This window comes from Candidatus Fukatsuia endosymbiont of Tuberolachnus salignus (assembly GCF_964030845.1).
In the GTDB taxonomy this organism is placed as follows: Bacteria; Pseudomonadota; Gammaproteobacteria; order Enterobacterales; family Enterobacteriaceae; genus Fukatsuia; species Fukatsuia symbiotica.
This window is the reverse complement of the sequence record NZ_OZ034983.1, coordinates 956775-981962: the sequence shown is the minus strand read 5'-3', so window position 1 is coordinate 981962 and position 25188 is coordinate 956775. Positions and strand designations below refer to the sequence as shown.

Sequence of the window (25188 nt, the reverse complement as noted above, 5' to 3'; positions counted from 1 at the left end):
TATTTGAAAGAAATTATAGATAATTGATAATCAGGTTTCAACAATGTTGGAACCTGATTTTTTTGTTTAATAATAAATTTCGTATTTTAATATGATAGAAAATAAAAAAATATTTTGTGCAAATTTGCCTTTTACATATTACTAGCTAAACTTCCAATTACTGTGAACTAATAATAATACAGTGAAAATTTTATATTAGATTATTTCATCAATCTAATTCCCCTAATTTTTATCTTAAAAAAATAAATCTATCTATTTGTTTTATAATATTTAGATAGAATTAATATTATATGATACTTGGAGGTATATTAAAATTAAGTTTTTTCTGAAACTTTGATTAGGCAGTAGCTATATTCTAATCTCGTTATATTCGTTTAATCGTTTTATAAAGTGAGGGAATAATTATTTAGTAAGGATAATTATTTATTATACTTTGTCTTAATCTATTTATATGACATCGACAAGAATGTAAATCCTACATAGCATTTTATTGTGATGAACATAAGAAATTAGTCGTTATCCCAAGTAAAAAATAATGTTTATAGAGTGAAATAAAGTCCAATGAACAGAATATATAAAATAGTTTGGCATGGCTCTTTAGGCTGTTGGATAGCTGCTTCAGAACTGGCAAAAGCGTCGGGAAAGAAAGGCAAAAAAAAATTGTGGGTTTATAGGTTAATTATTGGTCTTTTTCTATCCGGCATAGTATTTGGTAGTTACGCTGCAAATTCTGGACAGAGGATTGAGGCTGCAAATGGAGCATTGGTAATTGATGGAGGGGTGCCCGAGAGTGCAAGCACAAAAACTGATGCAACGGGTCATATGGGTAAAGGTGGGGCGCAAGGGAAGACGCTTGCTGGCGTTGCGATTGGTTCAAGAGCTCAGGGTTATTTTGGCAGTGTTGCCATTGGTGACGACCCGAGTGCTAATTCTGTATATGGTGTGGCAATAGGTTCAGGAGTGTCGATTGATCGCAGAGGTAGTGGTGACGCTGATAGTGATGTGGGTAGAACTTTTGGTGATAAGGATACAAAAGGGCCATCGGAGCGTGCTGTTTCAATAGGAAGTGGGGTATGGGTAAAGCAATCGTTCGGGGGTATTAGTGTTGGTAATGAAGCCAGTGTCAATAACTCGACGAAGGGTATTGCCATAGGTAATGGTGCTAAGGTTGATAGCTCCGTAGGTTCTGTTGCCATAGGTAGTGAAGCCAGAGTTGATGGCTTCGCAAATTCTGTTGCTCTTGGTAGTGGTTCAATCGTTCATCAAGACAAAACGGTATCGATAGGAACTCTAACCAATCCACGTAAATTAACCAGCCTTGCTAAGGGAACCGTGAGCAACAGTAGTACGGAGGCCGTCAACGGTAGTCAATTTTTTCAGCTTGAGCAAGAAGTGACGAAAAATGCTAATAGTATTAGAACTCATAGATCTGAAGTCGATAGTGGATTATTCGGCATAGTACAACAGGATGTGATCACTCAGGAGATTACGGTAGCTGGGAGGAAAACAGGAAGACAAGTCTCGCTTCTAGGTACGTCGGGAACTCGTAAGTTAACCGGTGTCATGGAAGGTATATTAAACGCTAACAGCAGTGACGCTGTTAACGGCAGTCAGCTGTTTGCCACTAACGGAGAAGTGACGAAAAATACCAGAAGCATTACACAAAATGCTGCTGACGTAAGTACATTGACCACTAACATCAATGCGGGGTCGGTCGGCTTGGTGAGGCAAAATCCATCAAGCAAAGCCGTCACTGTCGCCGCTACCAGTGCAGGAAATCAAATTTCTTTTGCTGGTACAGCAGGATCACGGATGTTAACCGGTGTTGGGGAGGGTGTGTTAAGCGTGAGTAGCACTGATGCGGTTAACGGCAGCCAGCTTTTTTCTACTAACACCGCCGTTACCATTAATACTGAAGGGATTGAGAGAAATACCCTTGAAGTGAAAAAAAACACAGCTAGAAGTAGGACCAATTCCGATACGATTTTGGACAATGCTAGCAGTATTAGGCTAAATAATGATGCTGTCAGCCAGCTAAAGGTAGATATCGGCAAAGGAGCGATTGGTTTGGTGCAGCAAACTCCGGTGACAGGGGTTATTACTGTAGCGGCCGACAGTGGAGGAGATAACATCTCATTAAAGGGAAAAACAGGGGAGCGCAGATTGAGTGGCATTAAGGCAGGCGAGTTAAGCACCGTTAGCACTGATGCTGTCAGCGGCAGCCAGCTTTTTGCTACTGACACCAATGTGACGGGAAATCTCAATAATATTAGAAGATTGATCAGTAACCTTCATCAGGGAGCGATTGGTTTAGTACAACAGGATGGTACTACTAAGGTCGTCACTGTTGCAGCTACTCAAGCAGGAAATCAGGTTTCTTTTGCTGGTAGCGCAGGGACACGCAAATTAACGGGTGTTACACAAGGCGACATAACGGCAGATAGCAGCGATGCCATCAATGGTGCTCAACTTTTTACTACTAATAAAAATATTGTGAAAAATAGTGATGATATTGCAAAAAGCACTAAAGATATCGTAGAGAGTGCGCAAAAAATTACCGAAAATGTAAATACTATCAGTAAATTGACCCGTGATATTAGTCAAGGAACTATCGGATTAGTACTACAGGATCCATCAAGCAAAGCGATTACCGTCGCGGCGGATAGTGCAGGAACACAAATTTCTTTTACGAGTAACACTGGAGCCGCTCGCACATTAAGCGGTATAAAAGCGGGTACGTTAAGTATCAGTAGCAGCGATGCGGTCAACGGTGCCCAGCTTTTTGCTACCAATGAGAATGTGACGAGAAATGTCCGAGATATCGGGGAAGGCGCGAAGAAGATAACGGAAAATGCGGCGGCGGTGAGTACACTGACTAACAATATAAGCCAAGGAGCCATTGGATTAGTGCGACAGGACCCGTTAAGCAACGTGATTACTATCGCGGCGGACAGAGCAGGTGAGCAGGTGTCTTTTGCCGGTAATGCAGGGGTGGCACGTAGGTTAAACGGCCTAAAATCCGCTGAGTTAAGCACGAGCAGTAGTGATGCGGTCAACGGTGCTCAGCTTTTTGCTACTAATGAAAATGTTGCAAAAAATAGTCAAAGTGTTGCAAAAAATATCAGTGACATCACGCAACATGAAGGAAAGATCGCACAAAACAGTGCCGATATTCGGTCGAATGCGAGTGGTATAACGCAAAATGCCGACAAAATCACGCAACATGAAGGAAAGACTGCACAAAATAGCGCCGATATTCGGTCGAATGCGAGTGGTATAACGCAAAATGCTGACAAAATCACGCAACATGAAGGAAAAATCGCACAAAACAGTGCTGATATTCGGTTGAATACGAGTGGTGTAACGCAAAATGCTGACAAAATCACGCAACATGAAGGAAAGATCGCGCAAAACAGTGCCGATATTCGGTCGAATACGAGTGGTATAACGCAGAATGCTGACAAAATCACGCAACATGCAGGAAAGATCGCGCAAAACAGTGCCGATATTCGGTCGAATACGAGTGGTATAACGCAGAATGCTGACAAAATCACGCAACATGCAGGAAAGATCGCACAAAATAGCACCGATATTCGATTGAATGCGAGTGGTATAACGCAAAATGCTGACAAAATCACACAACATGAAGGAAAGATTGCGCAAAATAGCACTGATATTCGATTGAATGCAAGTGGTATAACGCAAAATGCTGACAAAATCACACAACATGAAGGAAATATTGCGCAAAATAGCACCGATATTCGGTCGAATACAAGCGGTATAACGCAAAATACTGGCGAGATTAGAACTTTGACTAACAATATTAGTCAGGGATCTATCGGTTTGGTACAGCAAGACACTCCTACCAATACTATCACTGTGGCTGCCACAAACTCAGGTGATAAAGTTTCCATCGTTGGTACGTCAGGTGTGCGCACCTTAAACGGCTTAAAAGATGGTGAATTAAGTGCTAGTAGTAGCGATGCGGTTAACGGCAGTCAGCTTTTTGCCACTAATACGGATATTGCGAAAAATGCTGACGATATCAACAAATTTAGCAACAGTGTTATAAAAGGGGCAAGTGGTTTGGTGCGGCAAAAATCGCCGACGGATATTATCACTGTAGCGAGTGAAAGTGCCGGAGATCAGGTTTCTCTGGCAGGTAAAACAGGATCTCGTAAATTAAGCGATTTAAAAGACGGTGTGTTGAGTATAGATAGTAGCGATGCTGTCAATGGCAGTCAGCTTTTTACTGTTAATCAAAATGTGGCGAAAAATACTGGAAACATTGTGCAAAATGCTGCTGATATTGTCGAAAATGCTGGCAAAATTGTGCAAAATTCTGAAAGTATCAGCAAATTGACTACTGATATTAGTGAAGGCGTGGTCGGTCTGGTACAGCAAAATTCGCCTATAGCGACTATCACTGTCGCTGCTATGAAAGGTGGAGAACAGATTTCCTTTGCAGGTCAAAGCGGATCACGCATTTTAACCCGTGTCAAACGGGGTGCGCTAAGTACGACTAGTACAGATGCCATCAATGGTAGCCAATTGCTGACGACCAATAATGAAGTCGAAAAAAATGCCGATGGTATCGAGCAATTGCGGGAAGAAATTATGAACGGATCGATCGGCCTATTACTAGATAATCCGAAACATGGTGGCTGGTCAACAGACTCCAATAGTACAAGGAAAACGAGAAGTATCACCTTGGCGGCGGGACACGTAGCAGAAGAAGTTTCCATTGAGGGTAAAAATGGAGAGCGTAGATTAATCGGTGTTGCGCCGGGTGAGCTAAGCCCAACCAGTGTGGATGCGGTCAACGGCAGTCAGCTTCTCAAAACGAATAACGAATTGATGCAAAATGCCAACAATATTGCCGCTATTGCCAACAGCTTCGGTGGCGGTGCGATGATTGATCCGACAGAGGACAAGTTTGTTTCCCCAAGTTATATCGTACAAAATAGGGAGGTCAACAACGTTGGGGATGCGCTCTCAATGCTAAATGATGTGGTGGTTCTAAATAGTAGCGACATTGCTGCATTGAAAGCAGGTAGAAATAAATATCCGTCTAATACTATGACTCAGCTAGTACGTGAGGATGCGAGTAGCAAAAAGATCACAGTAGGAAAACTGACTGGAGGAAAGTCAGTTGACATCACGGGAACAGAAGGGGTTCGTAGGATCAGTGGTGTTAAGGCGGGTGTGGCGGATAACGATGCGGTGAACCTTGAGCAATTGAATAAGACGTTGGCTGACATGCGATCCGCTAATGACCATTCAGTAAATCGGGCAATTAAAAAATTGGATAATCGCCTTGATCAGGTAAAAAATAAACTTACTGCGGGCATCGCTTCATCTATGGCAATGGCCGGGATCCCACAGGCATATGTACCGGATTCCAGTTTGCTAGGTGCTGCGGTTGCCAGCTATCGTGGCGGATCTGCGATTGCCATTGGAGTTTCTACCGTTTCTGAAAGTGGTAAATGGATAACGAAACTACAGAGCAGTAATAACACGCAAAAAGATTTTGGTGTCTCTTTGGGGATAGGTTATCAATGGTAAACACGGTTTTGCAAGGAGTCCAATACAAGAATTCATGAGCGCCCGAAATAATGCTCCCAATCTTTCCAAATGGGCTGTAGCCCATTTTTAATCAACGCTTGTGCGACCTGTTGTGGAGAACGGTTGTCATGTGGCGTAAATTGTTCCAGTTCAGGATGATCATCGGCATAACCTCCTGGTTGAGTTTTAGAACCGGCACTGATGTTATTGATGGCTAACGGGATCATATTATCGCGGAAAAACGGTGATTCTCGCGTCGAGAGAGAAAGCTCGACATCGGGTGCGAATAAGCGGAAAGCACAGATCACCTGCACTAGTTGTTGTTCACTTATTACGGATGCAGGCTCAACCCCACCAACGCAAGGGCGTAGACGTGGAAATGAGATCGAATAGCGGCTTTGCCAATACGTTTTTTGCAAATAAAATAAATGTTCCGCTAGCATATAACTATCGGCACGCCAGCTATGTGATAAACCGAATAACACCCCTAAGCCGATTTTATCGATTTTAGCGTGTCCCAAGCGATCTGGTGTTGTTAATCGCCAATAAAAATCTTGTTTTTTCCCCCGCAAGTGGTGCCGGTGGTAGCTAGCATGATGATAAGTTTCCTGATACACCATAACACCGTCTAACCCTAGCGTTTTTAGCTCTGCATACTCTTGTTCTGCCAGTGGCTGAACTTCCATCATTAAAGAACTAAAACGTTGGCGGATCCCAGGCAGATGATGACGGAAGTACGCCATGCCCACTTTGGTTTGATGTTCTCCAGTAACCAGTAACAAATGATTGAATCCTTGTGCCTTGATGGCGCTGCATTCACGGATAATTTCTTCTTCATTGAGTGTTTTGCGTTTGATTTTGTTGCTCATGGAAAAACCACAATAGCTACACTCATTGGCACACAGATTGGAAAGATAGAGCGGCACAAAAAAATGCACCGTATTGCCAAAGCGTTGCCGAGTCAACTGTTGTGCTTTTTGCGCGAGCGGCTCGAGATAAGGTAATGCCGCTGGTGATATCAGTGCCATCAGATCTTCTCGCCCTGGTTTGCTGGCATTCAGGGCGTCTTCAACGTCACGTGCTGTTTTGCTATTAATACGCAGAGAAATATCGTCCCAATCCAATTTTTTCCAGTGGTGACTAAAATCTTTAAGCATGTTCTTGATCTTTCATTTGATTGAGGAAAGCGGTTAATGGGCTACTGGCGACGGCCTGTTGTTGAGGTTGTACCAAACCAGCTTGATAAGCTGATCGACCGGCTACAACCGCCAGTTTAAAGGCATACGCCATCTGGATGGGATCACGGGAAACGGCGATGGCGGTATTGACCAACACGGCATCTACTCCTAACTCCATTGCTTCCAGGGCATGACTAGGCGCGCCAAGGCCGGCGTCGACTACGACTGGTACGTTGCTTTGCTCAATAATCAATTGTAGAAAATCACGGGTGCGTAATCCCAGATTAGAGCCGATGAAGGCACCTAGCGGCATTACGGCAGCACAGCCGACCTCTTCCAATCGTTTGCACAGCAATGGATCGGCATTACAGTAAGGCAGCACCACAAAACCTTTTTTTACTAAGGCTTCTGCGGCTTTTAGGGTTTCTATCGGATCGGGTAACAGATGTCTGATGTCGGGGTGGATTTCCAGTTTTATCCAGTGGGTACCTAGCGCTTCACGCGCTAGCCCGGCGGCAAAAATAGCTTCCGTTGCTGTTTTGGCACCGGAAGTATTCGGGAGTAATTGGATACCCAGCTGTTGTAGCGGTGTTAAGATTGCATCGTGATCGGCACCTAGATCGATCCGTTTCATCGCGAGAGTAGCCAACTGCGAACCTGATTCCTGTAGCGCATCTGTCATTAATTTTGAGCTGGCAAATTTTCCGGTGCCGGTAAATAGACGTGAATCAAAGAAAGTATCGGCAATTTTTAATTTATCATTAAGCTTTAACATATTAGCCTCCGGCTATCGCCTGAAACAGTAAGATCTCATCACTCTCTTGTAGCAAATGGGTCTCCCAGTGACTGCGAGGAATAATGTTTTGATTAATTGCCAGAGCATGCCCTTGCTGGTGTCGTCGTAATTGGCGGAGTAGAGCATCAATAGTCATGGCGGCTTCAAGTTCTATGGGCTGGTCGTTTAGCGTAATTTTCACAGTATTTTTCCACTAGGCTCTTTTTTCACATATTGTCCTGCTACAAACTGCACAGTGAGTTGAACGGCTTAGTTGTAATGTATGCCAACTATGCTGTTTGCCATCAAATAAACACAGTTTTCCACTGAGTGGGGAGGGTATCCCCGTTAGAATTTTGATTGCTTCCAATGCTTGCAAGGTGCCGATGACGCCAACCACGGGGCCTAATATCCCAGAAGTACGGCAGTTGTATGGCGCTATTTTTTGATCGGGATACAGGCAGGCGTAGCAGCCATAGGTATAGGGTGACTCGATCACTAACAGTTGTCCGCTAAAACCCATGGCACTGCCACTGATCAGGGTTTTCTGTGCCGTAACACAGGCTGTGTTAACTTGATGGCGAGAGCGCATAGTATCACTGCAGTCGAGTACCAAATCTGCATTGATTACCGTATCCGTCAAGTTTTGGCCGTCAAGCCTCTTGTTAATGGCGATAATATTTATCTGTGGATTAAGTTGATGTAGATGATTCTTGGCGAGTTTGGCTTTGCTCTGGCTGATATCACTGGTGCGGTATAGGATCTGGCGTTGTAAGTTACTAATATCGAGCAGGTCATCATCGGCGAGTAACAGGGTGCCGATTCCCGCTGCCGCAAGATAAAGGGCGGCCGGCGAACCCAGTCCCCCAATACCCACGATAAGTACACGGGACGCCTGTAACTGACGCTGTTTTTCAATGCCGATTTCTTCCAACATTAGTTGACGGCTGTAACGTAAAAAATCGTTATCATTCATCACCGGTTACCTATTTTTTTTCGATCAATTGCAATAAAGTGGCTGTTGCTTGCCGCCAGTTACTGACCTGTGTAATGGCACTTACCACCGCCACACCACTAACGCCGCACGCCAATACTTGTGGTACGAGCTCGATGCTGATCCCACCAATGGCAACGGTTGGGTAATCAGGTGTGTTGGCAACCTGACGTTTTAACGCCACTAACCCTTGTGGTGGAGAGGGCATTTGTTTGGTTTGGGTGGGGAAAATATGACCGAGTGCAATGTAAGAAGGACGCAATCTGCGTGCTTTTGCTAACTCTTTCTCATTGTGCGTTGAAATACCTAGTCGTAGCCCCGCGCGCTGAATGGCACTGAGATCTGCGCTGACGAGATCTTCTTGCCCCAGGTGTACGCCGTAAGCTTGGTGTTCAATGGCTAATTGCCAGTAGTCGTTGATAAATAGCCTTGCTTGATAGCGTTCAGCTAACGCAATGGCACAAGCAATGATTTTTTCCCTATGCGGATGCGCTAAGTTTTTAATACGTAGCTGTAAAGTGGTTACACCTGCATCCAGCATCCGGTTGATCCAGGTCAAAGAATCCACTACAGGATAAAGCCCCAAATGGGGCTTTGTACTGGCAAAGGCGATGTCAGGCAGATTGATTAGCATAATCACGCACTTCCTGCGAAATCTTCATCGAACAGAACTTAGGGCCACACATGGAGCAAAAATGAGCGACTTTGCCGGATGCCTGTGGCAGAGTTTCATCATGATAGGCACGTGCAGTAGCAGGATCGAGGGCCAGGTTAAATTGATCTTCCCAACGGAATTCAAAACGCGCTTTGGACAGCGCATTATCGCGGATTTGCGCACCAGGGTGTCCTTTCGCTAAATCAGCGGCATGAGCGGCGATTTTATAGGTCATCAGCCCTTGTTTAACATCTTCTTTATTTGGTAAGCCCAAATGCTCTTTTGGCGTGACATAACACAACATAGCACAACCGAACCAACCGATCATTGCTGCTCCAATACCGGAAGTAAAATGGTCATAACCTGGCGCGATATCCGTCGTCAGTGGTCCCAATGTATAAAAAGGGGCTTGATGGCAGTGTTCCAGCTCTTCCGTCATATTACGGCGGATCATCTGCATGGGCACATGCCCGGGACCTTCAATCATCACCTGTACATCGTATTCCCAGGCAATTTTTGTTAATTCACCTAAGGTATGCAATTCTGCAAATTGAGCCTTATCATTGGCATCTTGAATTGAACCGGGGCGTAGGCCATCGCCTAATGACAGTGAAACATCATAGGTAGCACAAATCTGGCAAATATCGCGGAAATGTTGGTACAGGAAATTTTCTTGATGGTGGGACAAGCACCACTTAGCCATGATAGCGCCGCCTCGAGAGACAATACCAGTCAAGCGTTTTGCTGTCATAGGAACATAACGCAGCAGTACTCCAGCGTGAATGGTGAAATAATCTACTCCTTGTTCTGCTTGTTCCAGCAGTGTGTCACGAAATATTTCCCAATTTAATTTTTCAGCAATGCCGTTCACTTTTTCTAATGCTTGATAAATGGGCACTGTACCTATAGGTACTGGACTGTTACGTAAAATCCATTCACGGGTTTCGTGGATATAACGACCCGTTGATAAATCCATCACCGTATCAGCGCCCCAGCGGGTTGACCAAACCAGTTTTTCTACTTCTTCTTCAATGGAAGATGTCACCGCTGAATTGCCGATATTGGCATTGACTTTGACTAAAAAATTACGACCAATAATCATTGGTTCGGATTCAGGGTGATTAATATTGGCAGGGATAATGGCACGACCCGCAGCCACTTCTTGTCGTACAAATTCAGCGGTAATATTTTCTGGCAGATTGGCACCAAAGGATTGCCCGGGGTGCTGTTGGCACAATATCTCACTACAGATTTTTTCGCGCCCCATATTTTCACGAATGGCGATAAATTCCATTTCAGGGGTGATGATACCGGCACGTGCGTAATACAGCTGAGTGACAGATCGACCCGCAATCGCCCTTATCGGATGAGGACGTTGTGCAAAACGTAGATGATCTAGCCCCTCATCAGCCAAACGTTGTTGGGTAAAACAGGAACTGACAGCAGGCAACGCTTCGGTATCTTGTCGTTGCGCGATCCAGTTGGCACGTAGTTTAGCCAGGCCCGCTCGGACATCCGGTTGAGCTTGAGGATCACCATAAGCACCGGATGTATCGTAAACGGGGATCGCTTCATTATCCACATAATGTGCCGCGTCTGTTGTGCCACTAATAAGTGTCGGACCTTGCTTGATTTCACGCATGGGCACTTGAATATCTGCCCGTGAGCCTTGCTGATAAATACGCCGTGAATTAGGAAAGGTCATGCCTTCTAATGTAGAGATAAACTGCTGTGCGGCATCACGTTGCCGTTTACGTGGGCGTGTTGTAGGCTCTGGTGTTATCGCCTGATGAACTGAAATCGTATTATTAGACACAGCAAATTCCTTGGTATGGGGAAATGAGTACGGCAGAGAAAATTGCTTGTCTGGAGGCTGGCGGGAGTAACGATATAGAGAGACGAATGGCATTCTTTCTTTTGCAAACGTAAATCACTGCAGTTGAAAACCAGTTCTAACGATAAATTACTCTTGTTCCCTTCGCGGGTATTAGCCCGATCAGGTTCCGCGGATCCCGAATTAACGGTCTCAGCCTGCGCAACGTTTACGCTAGGCACTCCGACAAGAGGGCTTAGTATATGAAGTAGAATAAAAACCACAAGCCCTGTTGAATTATATTTTTTAGATTTCGTTTTAGGTATCAGCGCATCGCTCCTGAACGATGGTTTGCCAAGATTCGACTGCCCACTGAATAAGCTGGTCCTCGAGCTGAAAACGTGTATCGAGCGCTTGACCGAGCGCAGACAACGTCTGATTAAATTCCAGGTAACGATCCTGATCGACGTTGGTATCTATATAGTTATCGTGAAATTCCATGATGTCTTGTGTATTATCTTTTAACGCCGGATAAATTTTGCTTTTGAGTGCCATCTTCGGGCTAGACTGACCTTCTGTCTGTTCAATAATGGTATCGTAAATCTTAAAATGACCCGATGAAAGATAATCCATTAAATTCTGGAAAAAATCCTCCAGTGCTTTTTTATCGAATGAGGCGTGCTCCGCTTTTGGCTGTTTAACACCGATCACGGTGCAATAGGTGACTAATAATTTTTTACGCGCCTGAAGCCATTGATCAATTAATTCATTACTGCCGCCAACGCGTTGAGTGAGGTTTTCCAGTCGGTTGAGCATGATTGATTCCGTGAGTTAAATAAGATAACGGTAGGTTATAGAACAGACCTCTTCTCCCCTCGCTACGGTTTTGAAAGCAGTCTAATATATAACAAGCCAGACTTTAGAGTGCCAGTGAACTCGAGATTGTGCAACAATAGACTTCTTGCGTAACTATTGCGTAGTGTAAATTCGGCGTTACACGGTGCTCGAATCCCATCCGTATGTACCGCGCCGTTACTGTGCTCCGGGTGCCTTGAACTCATACCATTCGTTACGGTTTTGCAAGAAGTCTAATTGAAATAACATATCCCCAGATATAGCCCGAGATAATTTAGGAAGCCTCTGATGAATGAATTGAAAAATGATCGTTATCTGCGTGCTTTGTTGCGTCAGCCGGTTGATGTTACTCCGGTGTGGATGATGCGTCAGGCGGGTCGCTATTTACCTGAGTATAAAGCCACCCGTGCGAAGGCGGGTGATTTTATGTCATTGTGCAAAAATACAGAGTTAGCCTGTGAAGTTGCAATGCAACCTCTGCACCGTTATCCACTATTAGATGCGGCAATTTTATTCTCGGATATTTTAACTATCCCTGATGCGATGGGGCTTGGACTATATTTCATCGATGGCGAAGGCCCGTGCTTTCACCAACCGATTAGCTGTTTAACTGATGTACAGCAACTCCCTACCCTCGATCCAGAAAACGAATTAAGGTATGTCATGGATGCGGTGCGTGCTATTCGTTGTGAATTAGCAGGCAGTGTGCCTTTGATCGGTTTTGCTGGTAGCCCGTGGACGTTGGCAGCTTACATGGTCGAAGGTGGTAGCAGCAAAAACAAGGATTTTACTAAAATAAAAAAAATGATGTGCACTGAACCTAAAACTTTGCATTTATTGTTGGATAAGCTGGCTGAAAGTGTACGGCTGTATTTAAATGCGCAAATTAAAGCCGGTGCACAAGCCATAATGATCTTCGATACCTGGGGTGGGCTGTTAACCACTGAAGGCTATCAAACATTTTCCTTGCAGTACATGCATAAAATTGTTGATGGCTTGTATCGAGAAAATGACGGGCGTCGCGTACCGGTTACACTATTTACCAAAGGTGGTGGGCAGTGGCTGGAAGAGATGGCAAAAACAGGATGTGATGCTTTAGGGCTGGATTGGACAACGGATATTGCTCATGCTCGTCATCGAGTCGGCGATAAAGTTGCGCTGCAAGGTAATATGGACCCCAATATTTTGTATGGATCACCAGAACGGATCCGTCAGGAGATCGCTACCATTCTAGGGAACTATGGTGAGGGGAATGGTCACGTATTTAATCTCGGTCATGGTATTCCTCAGGATGTGCTGCCAGAGAATGTGGAAGCCTTTGTTAAGGGAGTACATGGTCTCTCACGCCAATATCACCAGTCGGTCAATGATATTTTAGCACCTAGTGGAACCATTTTACTCTCATAAGTGTTCAGGTACACTAGCACGCAAATTTATGCACCAGGCCTCTTGCGCAAGCTGGATCCTGTGTTGCGTTAAAAGGTTTATTAAAAGAAGGTGTCATGTTACGTAATCCGATCCATTTACGTCTTGAAAAATTAGAGGGCTGGCAACATCTGACGTTTATGGCCTGTTTGTGCGAACGGATGTATCCCAACTATCAAAAATTTTGTCTGGAAACACATTTTGGCGATCCCGCTGTTTATCGGCGTATTTTAGATTTAATCTGGGAAACTTTACTGGTAAAGGATGCTAAGGTAGATTTTGATAGTCAGCTTGAAAAACTGGTAGAGGCTATTCCTTATACCGATGATTGCAGTATTTACGGTGTTTATCCGGCCATTGATGCTTGCAGGGCACTCGGAGAAGCTATCCATTCACGTCTGAGTGGTGGGGATTTGGAACATGCTATTGCTATCAGTGAGATTTCCGTCGATACGGTAGCGATGCTTGAAATGAGTCATGCAGGTAAGGAAATGACGGCTGAAGAGTTAAAAGTCCTGCCTGCAATTGCCGAAGAATGGGATATCCAATGGGAGATTTTTCGTCTGTTGTCCAGTTATGAAGAGCGTGATTCAGATCTGATCAAAGGGTTGCGATCTGACTTGCGAGAGGCTGCTGTAAGCAATATTGGTATAAATTTAATACAATAAGGAGAAAAAACGTGATTTAACTGCTAATTTGGGGTGTTTTAAAGCTTCACAGCAGCGCTTGTCTGTTCTACATTTGAAAGGTGAAAGCAATTGGCGATCAGTGCCTGTGTAGAAGGGTAGTGTTGGCCGGCATATCCATGGCACTTGGTGCTTTATAAACGATAAATATACTGTAAGGGTAACTTATGAATAAGACACAACTGATTGATATAATCGCAGACAAAGGGGATATTAACAAAGCTAAGGCTAAATCGATTCTGGACATTATTTTGGAGGCCATTACGAACTGTTTAAAAGAGGGAGATACAATGCAATTGGTTGGTTTTGGTACTTTCAAGGTCAATCAACGCCAAGCAAGAACCGGACGTAATCCACAAACGGGTAAGCCGCTTGAGATTGCAGCATCTAACTCGCCAGCGTTTGTTTCTGGTAAAACGTTTAAAGAGGCAGTTAATAAAGTAATGGCCAGTGAACCCCAAAAGGTAGTCGGTGCACCCCAAAAGGTAGTCGGTGCACCCCAAAAGGTAGTCGGTGCACCCAAAAAGGCGGCCAGTCCACCAAAAAAAGCGGCCAAGCAATAGTAATGTGCTAGTGGTCATCACAAAATAGGGGAGGGGTTGTTTAAACCCCTTTTATCTATGTGAATATAAAGGAGCCGGCAGTTCTTTGTTATTGTTTGCCTCGTGCAATAGCTCGATAGCCAATATCTTTTCGGTAAAAACTCCCTTGCCATTGAATGTTTTTGACCAATGCATATGCATGTTTCTGTGCATCGGCGACAGTCATACCGAGAGCCGTTACGCAAAGTACGCGTCCACCATGGGTGACCACCTGGTTACTGTCATTTAAATGGGTACCTGCATGGAACACTTTCCCTTCATTCGTGATTTTTTGTTGTGGCAAACCTTGAATAACATCACCCTTACGATAATTACCAGGATACCCCTCGGCGGCGAGTACCACACCTAACGCGCAACGTTCGTCCCACTCAGATTTTTTTTCGTTCAATTTACCTTGTGCACCTGCTAAACAAAGTTCGACTAAATCAGAACGCATACGCAGCATAATGGGTTGTGTTTCTGGATCGCCGAAGCGGCAGTTAAATTCGATGACTTTCGGTTGCCCGTCACTGGAAATCATCAAACCGGCGTACAAAAAACCGCTGTAAGTGTTACCTTCAGCAGTCATTCCTCGCACTGTCGGCCAGATAATCTGTTCCATAATCCGTTGATGGATATCATCTGTTACTACGGGAGCCGGTGAATAAGCACCCATACCGCCGGTGTTTAACCCGCGATCACCGTCATTAACACGCTTATGATCTTGGCTGGTTGCCATAGGTAATACATTTTTTCCATCTACCATGACGATAAAGCTGGTTTCTTCACCCTCAAGAAATTCCTCGATTACGATACGATGACCGGCATTGCCAAAAACATTACCCGCTAGCATATCATTAACCGCCGTTTCGGCCTCTTCCTGCGTACTGGCAACAATCACACCCTTACCGGCAGCTAAACCATCGGCTTTGATCACGATTGGGGTACCTTTTTTACGGATGTAAGCCAATGCAGCATCAATATCGGTAAAATTTTGATATGCCGCGGTTGGGATCTGATGGCGAGCCAGGAAGTCTTTGCTGAAAGCTTTCGAACCTTCCAATTGTGCGGCGGCTTGGGTTGGGCCAAATATCGTTAGATCGGCAGCGCGGAAGGTATCAACGATACCAATGACCAAAGGTGCTTCGGGGCCGACGATCGTCAGGCCGATAGCATGACTTTTAGCAAATGCCAGTAACGCGGGGATATCTGTGGCAGCAATATCAACATTTTCTAATCTGGGTTCCAATGCAGTACCTGCGTTGCCTGGTGCAATATAAATTTTTTCTGCTAAAGGTGATTGTGCTGCCTTCCAGCCTAGTGCGTGTTCGCGTCCACCATTGCCAATAATCAAAATATTCATCGTGATGATTCCGTGAAATTATGTGGTTTAAAAATAAGGGGATGTTAACTTAATGACGGAAGTGGCGCATACCGGTAAAAATCATAGCGATATCATGTTCATCGGCTGCGGCAATGACCTCTTGGTCGCGGATTGAACCACCAGGTTGGATGATACAGGCAATACCGACATCAGCGGCGGCATCGATGCTATCACGAAACGGAAAAAAAGCGTCAGAAGCCATCACGGCACCAGAGATGTTCAATCCTTCATCGGCGGCTTTAATTCCAGCAATTTTGGCCGAATAAACACGACTCATCTGACCAGCACCTATCCCTATGGTCTTATTATCACGTGCGTAGACGATGGCGTTGGATTTAACGAATTTAGCCACTGTCCAACTAAATAAAGCGTCACGTAACTCTTGTTTTCTGGGTTGACGTTTAGAAACGACTTTTAAATCATCCAATGTCACCACGCCAGCATCTCTTTCTTGCACCAATAATCCTCCATTGACACGTTTGAAGTCCAACGCTGCTGTTTGCTTATCGCATTGACCACAAATCAGAATACGCATATTTTCTTTCTTGGCTAATAATGTTTTGGCATCCTCGCTTATATTGGGAGCAATGATCACTTCGACAAATTGGCGGCTAATAATGGCGCTAGCCGTACCGGCATCCAACTCACGGTTGAAAGCAATAATACCGCCAAAGGCTGAGGTTGGATCGGTTTTATAAGCATTCTCATAGGCTTTAAGAATGGAATCTCCGATGGCAACACCACAAGGATTAGCATGTTTGACGATTACACAGGCAGGATCACTGAATTCTTTGACGCATTCTAGTGCTGCGTCGGTGTCCGCGATGTTGTTATAAGAAAGTGTTTTACCTTGTAGCTGTTGTGCACAGGTAACAGAAGACTCTTTCGACTCTTCTTCTACATAGAGAGCGGCTTGTTGGTGATTATTTTCGCCATAACGCATATCCTGTTTTTTGAAATAGTTAAGGTTCAGAGTTCGGGGAAAACGACCAGAAGGTTGGGTTGTTTCGCCATGATAAGCTGGAACTAAAGTGCCAAAATAGTTAGCGATCATACTGTCATAAGCAGCGGTATATTCGAAGGCTTTAACTGCCAGATTGAAACGAGTCGCATCGGTCAGGGAGCCGCCATTTTTTTTCAATTCATCGATAATGTCTTTATAGTCGCTGCTCTTAACCACGATAGCGACGTCTTTGTGATTTTTGGCTGCTGAACGTACCATCGCAGGGCCACCAATATCAATATTCTCAATGGCATCTTCTAGTGAGCAATCCGGTTTGGCAGTGGTCTGAGCAAATGGATACAAATTGACAACTACCATATCAATCGGTTGAATGTCATGTTCATCCATAACGGTTTTATCCTGACTACGACGCCCCAAAATGCCACCATGTATTTTGGGATGCAAAGTCTTAACACGTCCTGCCATCATTTCTGGGAAACCGGTGTAATCAGCAACTTCACAGACAGCCAAACCAGCTCCTTTCAATAGATTGAAGGTACCACCAGTGGAAAGTAACTCAATGCCCTGTGCGCAGAGTTCGGTAGCAAATTCAACGATGTCGGTCTTATCGGAAACACTGATTAGAGCACGGCGTATCACAGCGGGTCGTTGCATGGCTTGTATTCCTTGGTATTTTACTACAAAAATTATGGCAAAAATTGACGACACGAATTGTAGCGAAAATGTCTGCTTGATGCTTGTCAAATTTAATATGGAGTTATTTTGTGGATAACATTGTGCATAAAAGGGTATAAAGTGGACCTTTGCTGTGGAATACAGCGAACGTATATTTTAATTGGAACTAGCGATTGCGTATGGCACAAAAATCTCTATAATGCGCCCCTCTGCCGAGATGAAGTGATTTACTGAATAGTTTATCCGATAGAACGAAATTCAAGACAAGAAAATCTTGACTCTCGACAAGGGAAGCGTAGAATTCTCCCCCTCGCGTTGTACAGATAGCCGGTTGATATAGATACCGATAAGTGGTCAACGCCTTGCTCTTTAACAATTAATCAGACAATCTGTGTGGGCACTGGCAATATGCTATCGCTTGGTTTTGAAAAAGACTGGGCAAAAGCAAGAATAAAGTGCTGAAGAATGTATGAATCCGTGATCGTTTTGTTTTTTACTGCAAAGTGGTTGAGGCTGATTTCATATTGAAGCGCAGAGCAGTAAATAAAATTGAAGAGTTTGATCATGGCTCAGATTGAACGCTGGCGGCAGGCCTAACACATGCAAGTCGAGCGGCATCGGGAAGGTAGCTTGCTATCTTTGCCGGCGAGCGGCGGACGGGTGAGTAAAGTCTGGGGATCTGCCTGATGGAGGGGGATAACTACTGGAAACGGTAGCTAATACCGCATGATGTTACGCGACCAAAGCGGGGGACCTCCGGGCCTCGCGCCATCAGATGAACCCAGATGGGATTAGCTAGTAGGAGAGGTAATGGCTCCCCTAGGCGACGATCCCTAGCTGGTCTGAGAGGATAACCAGCCACACTGGAACTGAGAGACGGTCCAGACTCCTACGGGAGGCAGCAGTGGGGAATATTGCACAATGGGCGCAAGCCTGATGCAGCCATGCCGCGTGTGTGAAGAAGGCCTTCGGGTTGTAAAGCACTTTCAGCGAGGAGGAATGAAGCAATGCAAAGAGTGTTGCTAATGGACGTTACTCGCAGAAGAAGCACCGGCTAACTCCGTGCCAGCAGCCGCGGTAATACGGAGGGTGCGAGCGTTAATCGGAATTACTGGGCGTAAAGGGCACGTAGGCGGTTTCTTAAGTCAGATGTGAAATCCCCGAGCTTCACTTGGGAACGGCATTTGAAACTGAGAGTCTAGAGTTTTGTAGAGGGGGGTAGAATTCCAGGTGTAGCGGTGAAATGCGTAGATATCTGGAGGAATACCGGTGGCGAAGGCGGCCCCCTGGACAGAGACTGACGCTGAGGTGCGAAAGCGTGGGTAGCAAACAGGATTAGATACCCTGGTAGTCCACGCTGTAAACGATGTCGATTTGTAGGTTGTGGTTATAAACTGTGGCTTGCGGAGCAAACGCGTTAAATCGACCGCCTGGGGAGTACGGCCGCAAGGTTAAAACTCAAATGAATTGACGGGGGCCCGCACAAGCGGTGGAGCATGTGGTTTAATTCGATGCAACGCGAAGAACCTTACCTACTCTTGACATCCAGAGGAGTCGACAGAGATGTTGACGTGCCCTTCGGGGAGCTTTGAGACAGGTGCTGCATGGCTGTCGTCAGCTCGTGTTGTGAAATGTTGGGTTAAGTCCCGCAACGAGCGCAACCCTTATCTTTTGTTGCCAGCACGTAGAGGTGGGAACTCAAGAGAGACTGCCGGTGATAAACCGGAGGAAGGTGGGGATGACGTCAAGTCATCATGGCCCTTACGAGTAGGGCTACACACGTGCTACAATGGCGTATACAAAGAGAAGCGAGCCTGCGAGGGTGAGCGGACCTTATAAAGTACGTCGTAGTCCGGATTGGAGTCTGCAACTCGACTCCATGAAGTCGGAATCGCTAGTAATCGTGGATCAGAATGCTACGGTGAATACGTTCCCGGGCCTTGTACACACCGCCCGTCACACCATGGGAGTGTTTTGCAAAAGAAGTAGGTAGCTTAACCTTTGGGATGGCGCTTACCACTTTGTGAACCATGACTGGGGTGAAGTCGTAACAAGGTAACCGTAGGGGAACCTGCGGTTGGATCACCTCCTTACCTGAAGATAGGTATTGCGTGGTGTCCACACAGATTGTCTGATAGAAGTCGTTTCGTTTTTGTGCACTGAATATTTTTCCGTCCCCTTCGTCTAGAGGCCTAGGACACCGCCCTTTCACGGCGGTAACAGGGGTTCGAATCCCCTAGGGGACGCCATTTATTGGTATGAAAGAGGCAGTATAAGCGAGACAAAATATCTTAAAGCGTGTGATGGAATGTGTTTTAAGATATTGCTCTTTAATAATCTGGAACAAGCTGAAGCTGAGGCGATGAAGTCATGCGTGATGAAAATTAGGCGTGTGTCGTTGTGAGAACTCAGTACCCGAAGACAATTTCGGGTTGTAAGGTTAAGTAATGAAGCGTACAGGGCGGATGCCTAGGCAGTCAGAGGCGAAGAAGGGCGTGCAAATCTGCGAAAAGCGTCGGTAAGCTGATATGAAGCGAGAGAGCCGACGATCCCCGAATGGGGCAACCCAGTGCAATAAGTTGCACTATCGTTAGATGAATAAATAGTTTAACGAGGCGAACCGGGGGAACTGAAACATCTAAGTACCCCGAGGAAAAGAAATCAACCGAGATTCCCCTAGTAGCGGCGAGCGAGGGGGGAGCAGCCCAGAGTGTGTATTGTTAAGAGTGGTTAGGGGAATGACCTGGAAAGGTCGGCGATAAAGGGTGATAGCCCCGTACCTAAAAATGCGCTGACATTGCACTCAAAGAGTAGAGCGGGACACGAGAAATCCTGTTTGAAGACGGGGGGCCCATCCTCCAAGGCTAAATACTCCTGACTGACCGATAGTGAACCAGTACCGTGAGGGAAAGGCGAAAAGAACCCCGGCGAGGGGAGTGAAAGAGACCCTGAAACCCTGTACGTACAAGCAGTGGGAGCCTTGAATAGGGTGACTGCGTACCTTTTGTATAATGGGTCAGCGACTTATATTTTGTAGCAAGGTTAACCGTTTAGGGGAGCCGTAGGGAAACCGAGTCTGAATAGGGCGACGAGTTGCAAGGTATAGACCCGAAACCCGGTGATCTAGCCATGAGCAGGTTGAAGATAGGTTAACGCCCGTTGGAGGACCGAACCGACTTATGTTGAAAAATGAGCGGATGACTTGTGGCTGGGGGTGAAAGGCCAATCAAACCGGGAGATAGCTGGTTCTCCCCGAAAGCTATTTAGGTAGCGCCTCGTGAGATTATCTTCGGGGGTAGAGCACTGTTTCGGCTAGGGGGCCATCCCGGCTTACCACCCCGATGCAAACTGCGAATACCGAAGAATATATCACGGGAGACACACGGCGGGTGCTAACGTCCGTCGTGAAGAGGGCAACAACCCAGACCGCCAGCTAAGGTCCCGAAGTCATGGTTAAGTGGGAAACGAAGTGGGAAGGCGAAGACAGCCAGGATGTTGGCTTAGAAGCAGCCATCATTAAAAGAAAGCGTAATAGCTCACTGGTCGAGTCGGCCTGCGCGGAAGATGTAACGGGGCTAAACCATGCACCGAAGCTGCGGCAGTGGTGATTACAGATGTAATGACTGTTGGGTAGGGGAGCGTTCTGTAAGCCGCAGAAGGTGAATAGAGATGTTCACTGGAGGTATCAGAAGTGCGAATGCTGACATAAGTAACGATAAAGCGGGTGAAAAACCCGCTCGCCGAAAGACCAAGGGTTCCTGTCCAACGTTAATCGAGGCAGGGTGAGTCGACCCCTAAGGCGAGGCTGAAAAGCGTAGTCGATGGGCAACAGGTTAATATTCCTGTACAGTTTGTTATGACGAAGTGGTGACGGAGAAGGCTATGTTATCCGGGAGACGGTTTACCCGGTTCAATCGTGTAGGGAGTGCAGTTAGGCAAATCCGGCGGCACACAATCTTGAGGCGAGATGAGGAGGTACGTAAGGTACGTAAGTAACAGATGCCCGGCTTCCAGGAAAAGCCACTAAGTGAGATGTAACAGACGATCGTACCCGAAACCGACACAGGTGGTCAGGTAGAGCATACTAAGGCGCTTGAGAGAACTCGGGTGAAGGAACTAGGCAAAATGGTGCCGTAACTTCGGGAGAAGGCACGCTGATGTAGGTGAGGCACTGAGAACGTGCTGAGCGTATGTGAGTCGCAGAGACCAGCTGGCTGCAACTGTTTATTAAAAACACAGCACTGTGCCAACACGCAAGTGGACGTATACGGTGTGACGCCTGCCCGGTGCCGGAAGGTTAATTGATGGTGTAATCTGCGAGGAGAAGCGCTTGATCGAAGCCCCGGTAAACGGCGGCCGTAACTATAACGGTCCTAAGGTAGCGAAATTCCTTGTCGGGTAAGTTCCGACCTGCACGAATGGCGTAATGATGGCCAGGCTGTCTCCACCCGAGACTCAGTGAAATTGAACTCGCTGTGAAGATGCAGTGTACCCGCGGCAAGACGGAAAGACCCCGTGAACCTTTACTATAGCTTGACACTGGGACTTGAGAACTAATGTGTAGGATAGGTGGGAGGCGACGAGATGTGGACGCCAGTTTGCATGGAGCCGTTGTTGAAATACCACTCTTTAGTTTTTGATTTTCTAACTTAGCGCCGTGACCCGGCGCAAGGACAGTGTCTGGTGGGTAGTTTGACTGGGGCGGTCTCCTCCTAAAGCGTAACGGAGGAGCACGAAGGTTAGCTAATCACGGTCGGACATCGTGAGGATAGTGCAAAGGCATAAGCTAGCTTGACTGCGAGAGTGACGGCTCGAGCAGGTACGAAAGTAGGTCTTAGTGATCCGGTGGTTCTGAATGGAAGGGCCATCGCTCAACGGATAAAAGGTACTCCGGGGATAACAGGCTGATACCGCCCAAGAGTTCATATCGACGGCGGTGTTTGGCACCTCGATGTCGGCTCATCACATCCTGGGGCTGAAGTAGGTCCCAAGGGTATGGCTGTTCGCCATTTAAAGTGGTACGCGAGCTGGGTTTAGAACGTCGTGAGACAGTTCGGTCCCTATCTGCCGTGGGCGTAGGAAGATTGAGGGGGTCTGCTGCTAGTACGAGAGGACCGGAGTGGACGCATCGCTGGTGTACGGGTTGTCATGCCAATGGCATAGCCCGGTAGCTAAATGCGGAAGAGATAACCGCTGAAAGCATCTAAGCGGGAAACTTGCCCCGAGATGATTCTTCCCAGAGATAGTAATCTCCGAAGGGACGTTTAAGACGAAGACGTAGATAGGCTGGGTGTGTAATTGCAGTGATGCATTGAGCTAACCAGTACTAATGACCCAGGAGTCTTAACCTTACAACACCGAAGTTGTTTTATGTTGATTCAGCTTGCTTCTAGAAGCAGACATGTTGAGAGAGACATGTTGAGAGAAAGAATTTGCCTGGCGGCCCTAGCGCGATGGTCCCACCTGATCCCATTCCGAACTCAGAAGTGAAACATTGTAGCGCCGATGGTAGTGTGGGGTTTCCCCATGCGAGAGTAGGACACTGCCAGGCATCCATTTTAATTTATCAATGCGGAGCATTGATAATATAAAAGAATCGGTGGTGCGGTAGTTCAGTTGGTTAGAATACCGGCCTGTCACGCCGGGGGTCGCGGGTTCGAATCCCGTCCGCACCGCCACCCTGTCTAGGGGCGTAGTTCAATTGGTAGAGCACCGGTCTCCAAAACCGGGTGTTGGGAGTTCAAGTCTCTCCGCCCCTGCCAAATATGTCAAATAGGAACCCTTTGCGTAAGCGAAGGGTTTTTATTTGATGGCTAGAAAGTTATTGGTTTGAGTTATTAAGAAGTTTTCTGTAGCCATGTGGGGACATACTTATTTTCTTTTTTTTGTTTAGACAAAACTGATGGATTTTGCAATGGCTCGAAATAATACCACCGATTGAGGGTAGTAGCATGGGAAATGACGAAATACTGAGTGAGCAGCGCAAAGAAACCCGCTTGATCATTGAAAAATTGTTGGAAGATGGGAGTGATCCACATGCGTTGTATATCATTGAACATCATCTTTCTATTCCACAATCCCGAGATGTATTGAGTTGTGCTATGTTGTGATGTTATTAGTGAGCTCCCTCTCGAAGCAGAATTAATCGATGCTCAAGTAGAACAATTAGTTATGTTGGCTAAAGAACATGATGTTGACTATGATGGCTGGGGAACCTATTTTGAAGATCCTAATGATGAAGATGATGAAGAATTGTTTGATGCAGAGGATGATGGTAGGCGTCATTAATAAAGATCCTATTCTAAACGAGAGTGTTAGAAATTCTGTGTCATTCTAGTAAAATACTTCGAAAAAGGAATGACACATGCCCCAGCACTTTGATTTGAATAAAGCCCTGAAAGCTCTTCAAGATGGTCAAGCACTCACGGGCAAAGACGGTATCCTTATATCTTGATTATTAACTTTCAAAGGTTGATGATCCCCAACTGATCATTGGGATGTCACCGGAGAGTTTGTTTGCGCCCTTAGGCTTAAAGCTTGTGCAGTCAGATAAAACCCCGGTGACATATTTATCGTCGCCTGTAAGACCGAACGGTATCTTGTGCTAAGAGCACGTATTTATAAGGAAGGTCGGGGCGATCATTTAATTATCTGTTTTTCATGGGAGAATCAGCCATGGACAAGACCGCAGTGGGTATTGATGTTGCCAAATTAAAATTCGATGTTGCAGTGTGGGTAGAGAGAAAAAAGTATAAAACAAAAGCATTCCCGAATACCCCCTCTGGATTTAGCCAACTACTGAAATGGCTTATCCCTTACGGGGATTGTCATATTTGTCTCGAAGCCACAGGGAGTTACAGTGTTCCACTGGCTATGTTCTTAGTTGATAATGGCATTGACGTCAGCCTAGAAAACCCATCACGTATTCATGCCTTTGGTGAGAGTGAACTGAGTCGGAACAAGACGGATCAGGGGGATGCAAAAATGATAGTGCGCTACTGCGCACTGCATACACCTGTCCTCTGGACTCCTCCTCCCTTGAGCGAACGTCAATTAACCGCGCTAGTACGCCATCTAAAGAGTTTAGAGGAAATGAGGCAAATGCAAGAAAATCGGCAATCAGTGGCTGACGATGTCGTTCAATCCTCACTGCTTGAAATCATTTCTGCACTTAAACAACAAATCCAGGCCACCAAAGAAAAAATAAAAAACCATATCGATAACGATCCTGACTTAAAGAAAAATAAAGCGTTGCTGGAGAGTATTCCTGGTATCGGTGAAATACTAAGTGCCAGTTTGCTGGCGTATGTGGGTAATGTGTCAAAATTCACTAACAGTAAGGCAGTGGTGGCCTATGCCGGGCTTAACCCAAAACTTTGTGAATCAGGTTTATTTAAAGGACGGAGCCGCCTATCAAAACGGGGTCATACCGAGCTCAGGAAAGCGTTGTATATGCCCGCTCTGGCTGCCCTTTCTTGTAATCCGATAGTGAAAGCACAGTGGCAACGACTCGTATCACGCCATAAAGGGGGTAAAATGGGCGTCTGTGCAGCAATGCGCAAATTACTCCAACTGGCGTATGGTGTGCTGAAATCAGGCATCCCATTCGATACAAAAATAGCACTTGCATCATGATGG

The 25188-nt window shown here is 45.9% G+C and carries 12 protein-coding genes, 3 tRNA genes, 3 rRNA genes, 3 pseudogenes and 1 riboswitch; of the genes and pseudogenes, 12 read left to right on the top strand and 9 right to left on the bottom strand.

Annotation, left to right across the window (positions count from 1 at the left end; all coding sequences use genetic code 11):
• Nucleotides 1-561 precede the first annotated feature (561 nt).
• On the top strand, nt 562-5565 hold the full coding sequence (locus AAHH42_RS04830; protein ID WP_342221781.1) for an ESPR-type extended signal peptide-containing protein: 5004 nt from the start codon (nt 562-564) through the stop codon (nt 5563-5565).
• Between the two features lie 32 nt (nt 5566-5597).
• Here the strand turns inward: AAHH42_RS04830 and thiH are convergent, their stop codons facing one another.
• From thiH to AAHH42_RS04795, 7 genes and pseudogenes are all read right to left on the bottom strand, one after another.
• Nucleotides 5598-6722, bottom strand: coding sequence for a 2-iminoacetate synthase ThiH (thiH, locus tag AAHH42_RS04825; protein WP_342221780.1), 1125 nt, complete (start codon nt 6720-6722; stop codon nt 5598-5600).
• Nucleotides 6715-7518 carry a thiazole synthase gene (locus tag AAHH42_RS04820; protein ID WP_072550079.1) on the bottom strand — a complete coding sequence of 268 codons (804 nt, stop codon included), beginning with the start codon at nt 7516-7518 and terminating at the stop codon, nt 6715-6717. The genes thiH and AAHH42_RS04820 overlap by 8 nt, the downstream gene beginning before the upstream one ends.
• 1 nt (nt 7519) lies before the next feature.
• Nucleotides 7520-7720 (bottom strand): sulfur carrier protein ThiS, encoded by a 201-nt coding sequence (thiS, locus tag AAHH42_RS04815; protein WP_072550078.1) that lies wholly within the window; start codon nt 7718-7720, stop codon nt 7520-7522.
• Between the two features lie 12 nt (nt 7721-7732).
• Nucleotides 7733-8494 (bottom strand): HesA/MoeB/ThiF family protein, encoded by a 762-nt coding sequence (locus AAHH42_RS04810; protein WP_342221778.1) that lies wholly within the window; start codon nt 8492-8494, stop codon nt 7733-7735.
• A gap of 10 nt (nt 8495-8504) precedes the next feature.
• Nucleotides 8505-9146 carry a thiamine phosphate synthase gene (thiE, locus tag AAHH42_RS04805; RefSeq protein ID WP_342221777.1) on the bottom strand — a complete coding sequence of 214 codons (642 nt, stop codon included), beginning with the start codon at nt 9144-9146 and terminating at the stop codon, nt 8505-8507.
• Nucleotides 9142-10983 (bottom strand): annotated as a pseudogene (gene thiC / locus AAHH42_RS04800) (phosphomethylpyrimidine synthase ThiC); the annotation flags it as partial. The gene thiE and the pseudogene thiC, both read right to left, overlap by 5 nt.
• 140 nt (nt 10984-11123) lie before the next feature.
• A riboswitch (TPP riboswitch) is annotated at nt 11124-11236 on the bottom strand.
• A 62-nt stretch (nt 11237-11298) separates the two neighbouring features.
• Nucleotides 11299-11796 (bottom strand): Rsd/AlgQ family anti-sigma factor, encoded by a 498-nt coding sequence (locus AAHH42_RS04795; RefSeq protein ID WP_072550075.1) that lies wholly within the window; start codon nt 11794-11796, stop codon nt 11299-11301.
• A gap of 327 nt (nt 11797-12123) precedes the next feature.
• Between AAHH42_RS04795 and hemE the strand changes: the two genes are divergently transcribed.
• The 3 genes and pseudogenes from hemE to AAHH42_RS04780 form a co-directional block, all read left to right on the top strand.
• Complete coding sequence (gene hemE / locus AAHH42_RS04790; RefSeq protein WP_072550074.1) at nt 12124-13242, top strand: uroporphyrinogen decarboxylase; 1119 nt, start codon at nt 12124-12126, stop codon at nt 13240-13242.
• A 95-nt stretch (nt 13243-13337) separates the two neighbouring features.
• The gene (locus tag AAHH42_RS04785) at nt 13338-13928 is read left to right on the top strand and encodes a YjaG family protein (protein WP_072550073.1); all 591 of its coding nucleotides are present in this window, start codon (nt 13338-13340) and stop codon (nt 13926-13928) included.
• Nucleotides 13929-14113: 185 nt separating this feature from the next.
• Nucleotides 14114-14380, top strand: a pseudogene (locus tag AAHH42_RS04780) (HU family DNA-binding protein); the annotation flags it as partial.
• Between the two features lie 217 nt (nt 14381-14597).
• Here the strand turns inward: AAHH42_RS04780 and purD are convergent.
• Both purD and purH read right to left on the bottom strand, forming a co-directional pair.
• Nucleotides 14598-15890 (bottom strand): phosphoribosylamine--glycine ligase, encoded by a 1293-nt coding sequence (gene purD, locus AAHH42_RS04775; protein ID WP_072550071.1) that lies wholly within the window; start codon nt 15888-15890, stop codon nt 14598-14600.
• A gap of 49 nt (nt 15891-15939) precedes the next feature.
• Nucleotides 15940-17529: a bifunctional phosphoribosylaminoimidazolecarboxamide formyltransferase/IMP cyclohydrolase gene (gene purH, locus AAHH42_RS04770; protein WP_342221776.1), complete on the bottom strand. Its 1590-nt coding sequence runs from the start codon at nt 17527-17529 to the stop codon at nt 15940-15942.
• Between the two features lie 567 nt (nt 17530-18096).
• Between purH and AAHH42_RS04765 the strand changes: the two genes are divergently transcribed.
• The 8 genes and pseudogenes from AAHH42_RS04765 to AAHH42_RS04730 all read left to right on the top strand — a co-directional run bounded on the left by AAHH42_RS04765 (nt 18097) and on the right by AAHH42_RS04730 (nt 25185).
• Nucleotides 18097-19643: ribosomal RNA gene (locus AAHH42_RS04765) — 16S ribosomal RNA — on the top strand.
• 80 nt (nt 19644-19723) lie between these two features.
• Nucleotides 19724-19799: transfer RNA gene (locus AAHH42_RS04760), tRNA-Glu, on the top strand.
• 189 nt (nt 19800-19988) lie between these two features.
• Nucleotides 19989-22901, top strand: a 23S ribosomal RNA gene (locus AAHH42_RS04755).
• A gap of 84 nt (nt 22902-22985) precedes the next feature.
• Nucleotides 22986-23101, top strand: a 5S ribosomal RNA gene (rrf, locus tag AAHH42_RS04750).
• Together the 16S, 23S and 5S rRNA genes with 3 tRNA genes alongside form the textbook arrangement of a ribosomal RNA operon.
• Nucleotides 23102-23151: 50 nt before the next feature.
• Nucleotides 23152-23228, top strand: a tRNA-Asp gene (locus AAHH42_RS04745).
• Nucleotides 23229-23236: 8 nt separating this feature from the next.
• Nucleotides 23237-23312 (top strand) — tRNA-Trp (locus tag AAHH42_RS04740).
• A 189-nt stretch (nt 23313-23501) separates the two neighbouring features.
• Nucleotides 23502-23838, top strand: a pseudogene (locus AAHH42_RS04735) (ribonuclease E inhibitor RraB).
• A gap of 372 nt (nt 23839-24210) precedes the next feature.
• Entirely contained in the window at nt 24211-25185 is a 975-nt protein-coding gene (locus AAHH42_RS04730) for an IS110 family transposase (RefSeq protein ID WP_342221038.1), read from the top strand.
• Nucleotides 25186-25188 lie beyond the last annotated feature (3 nt).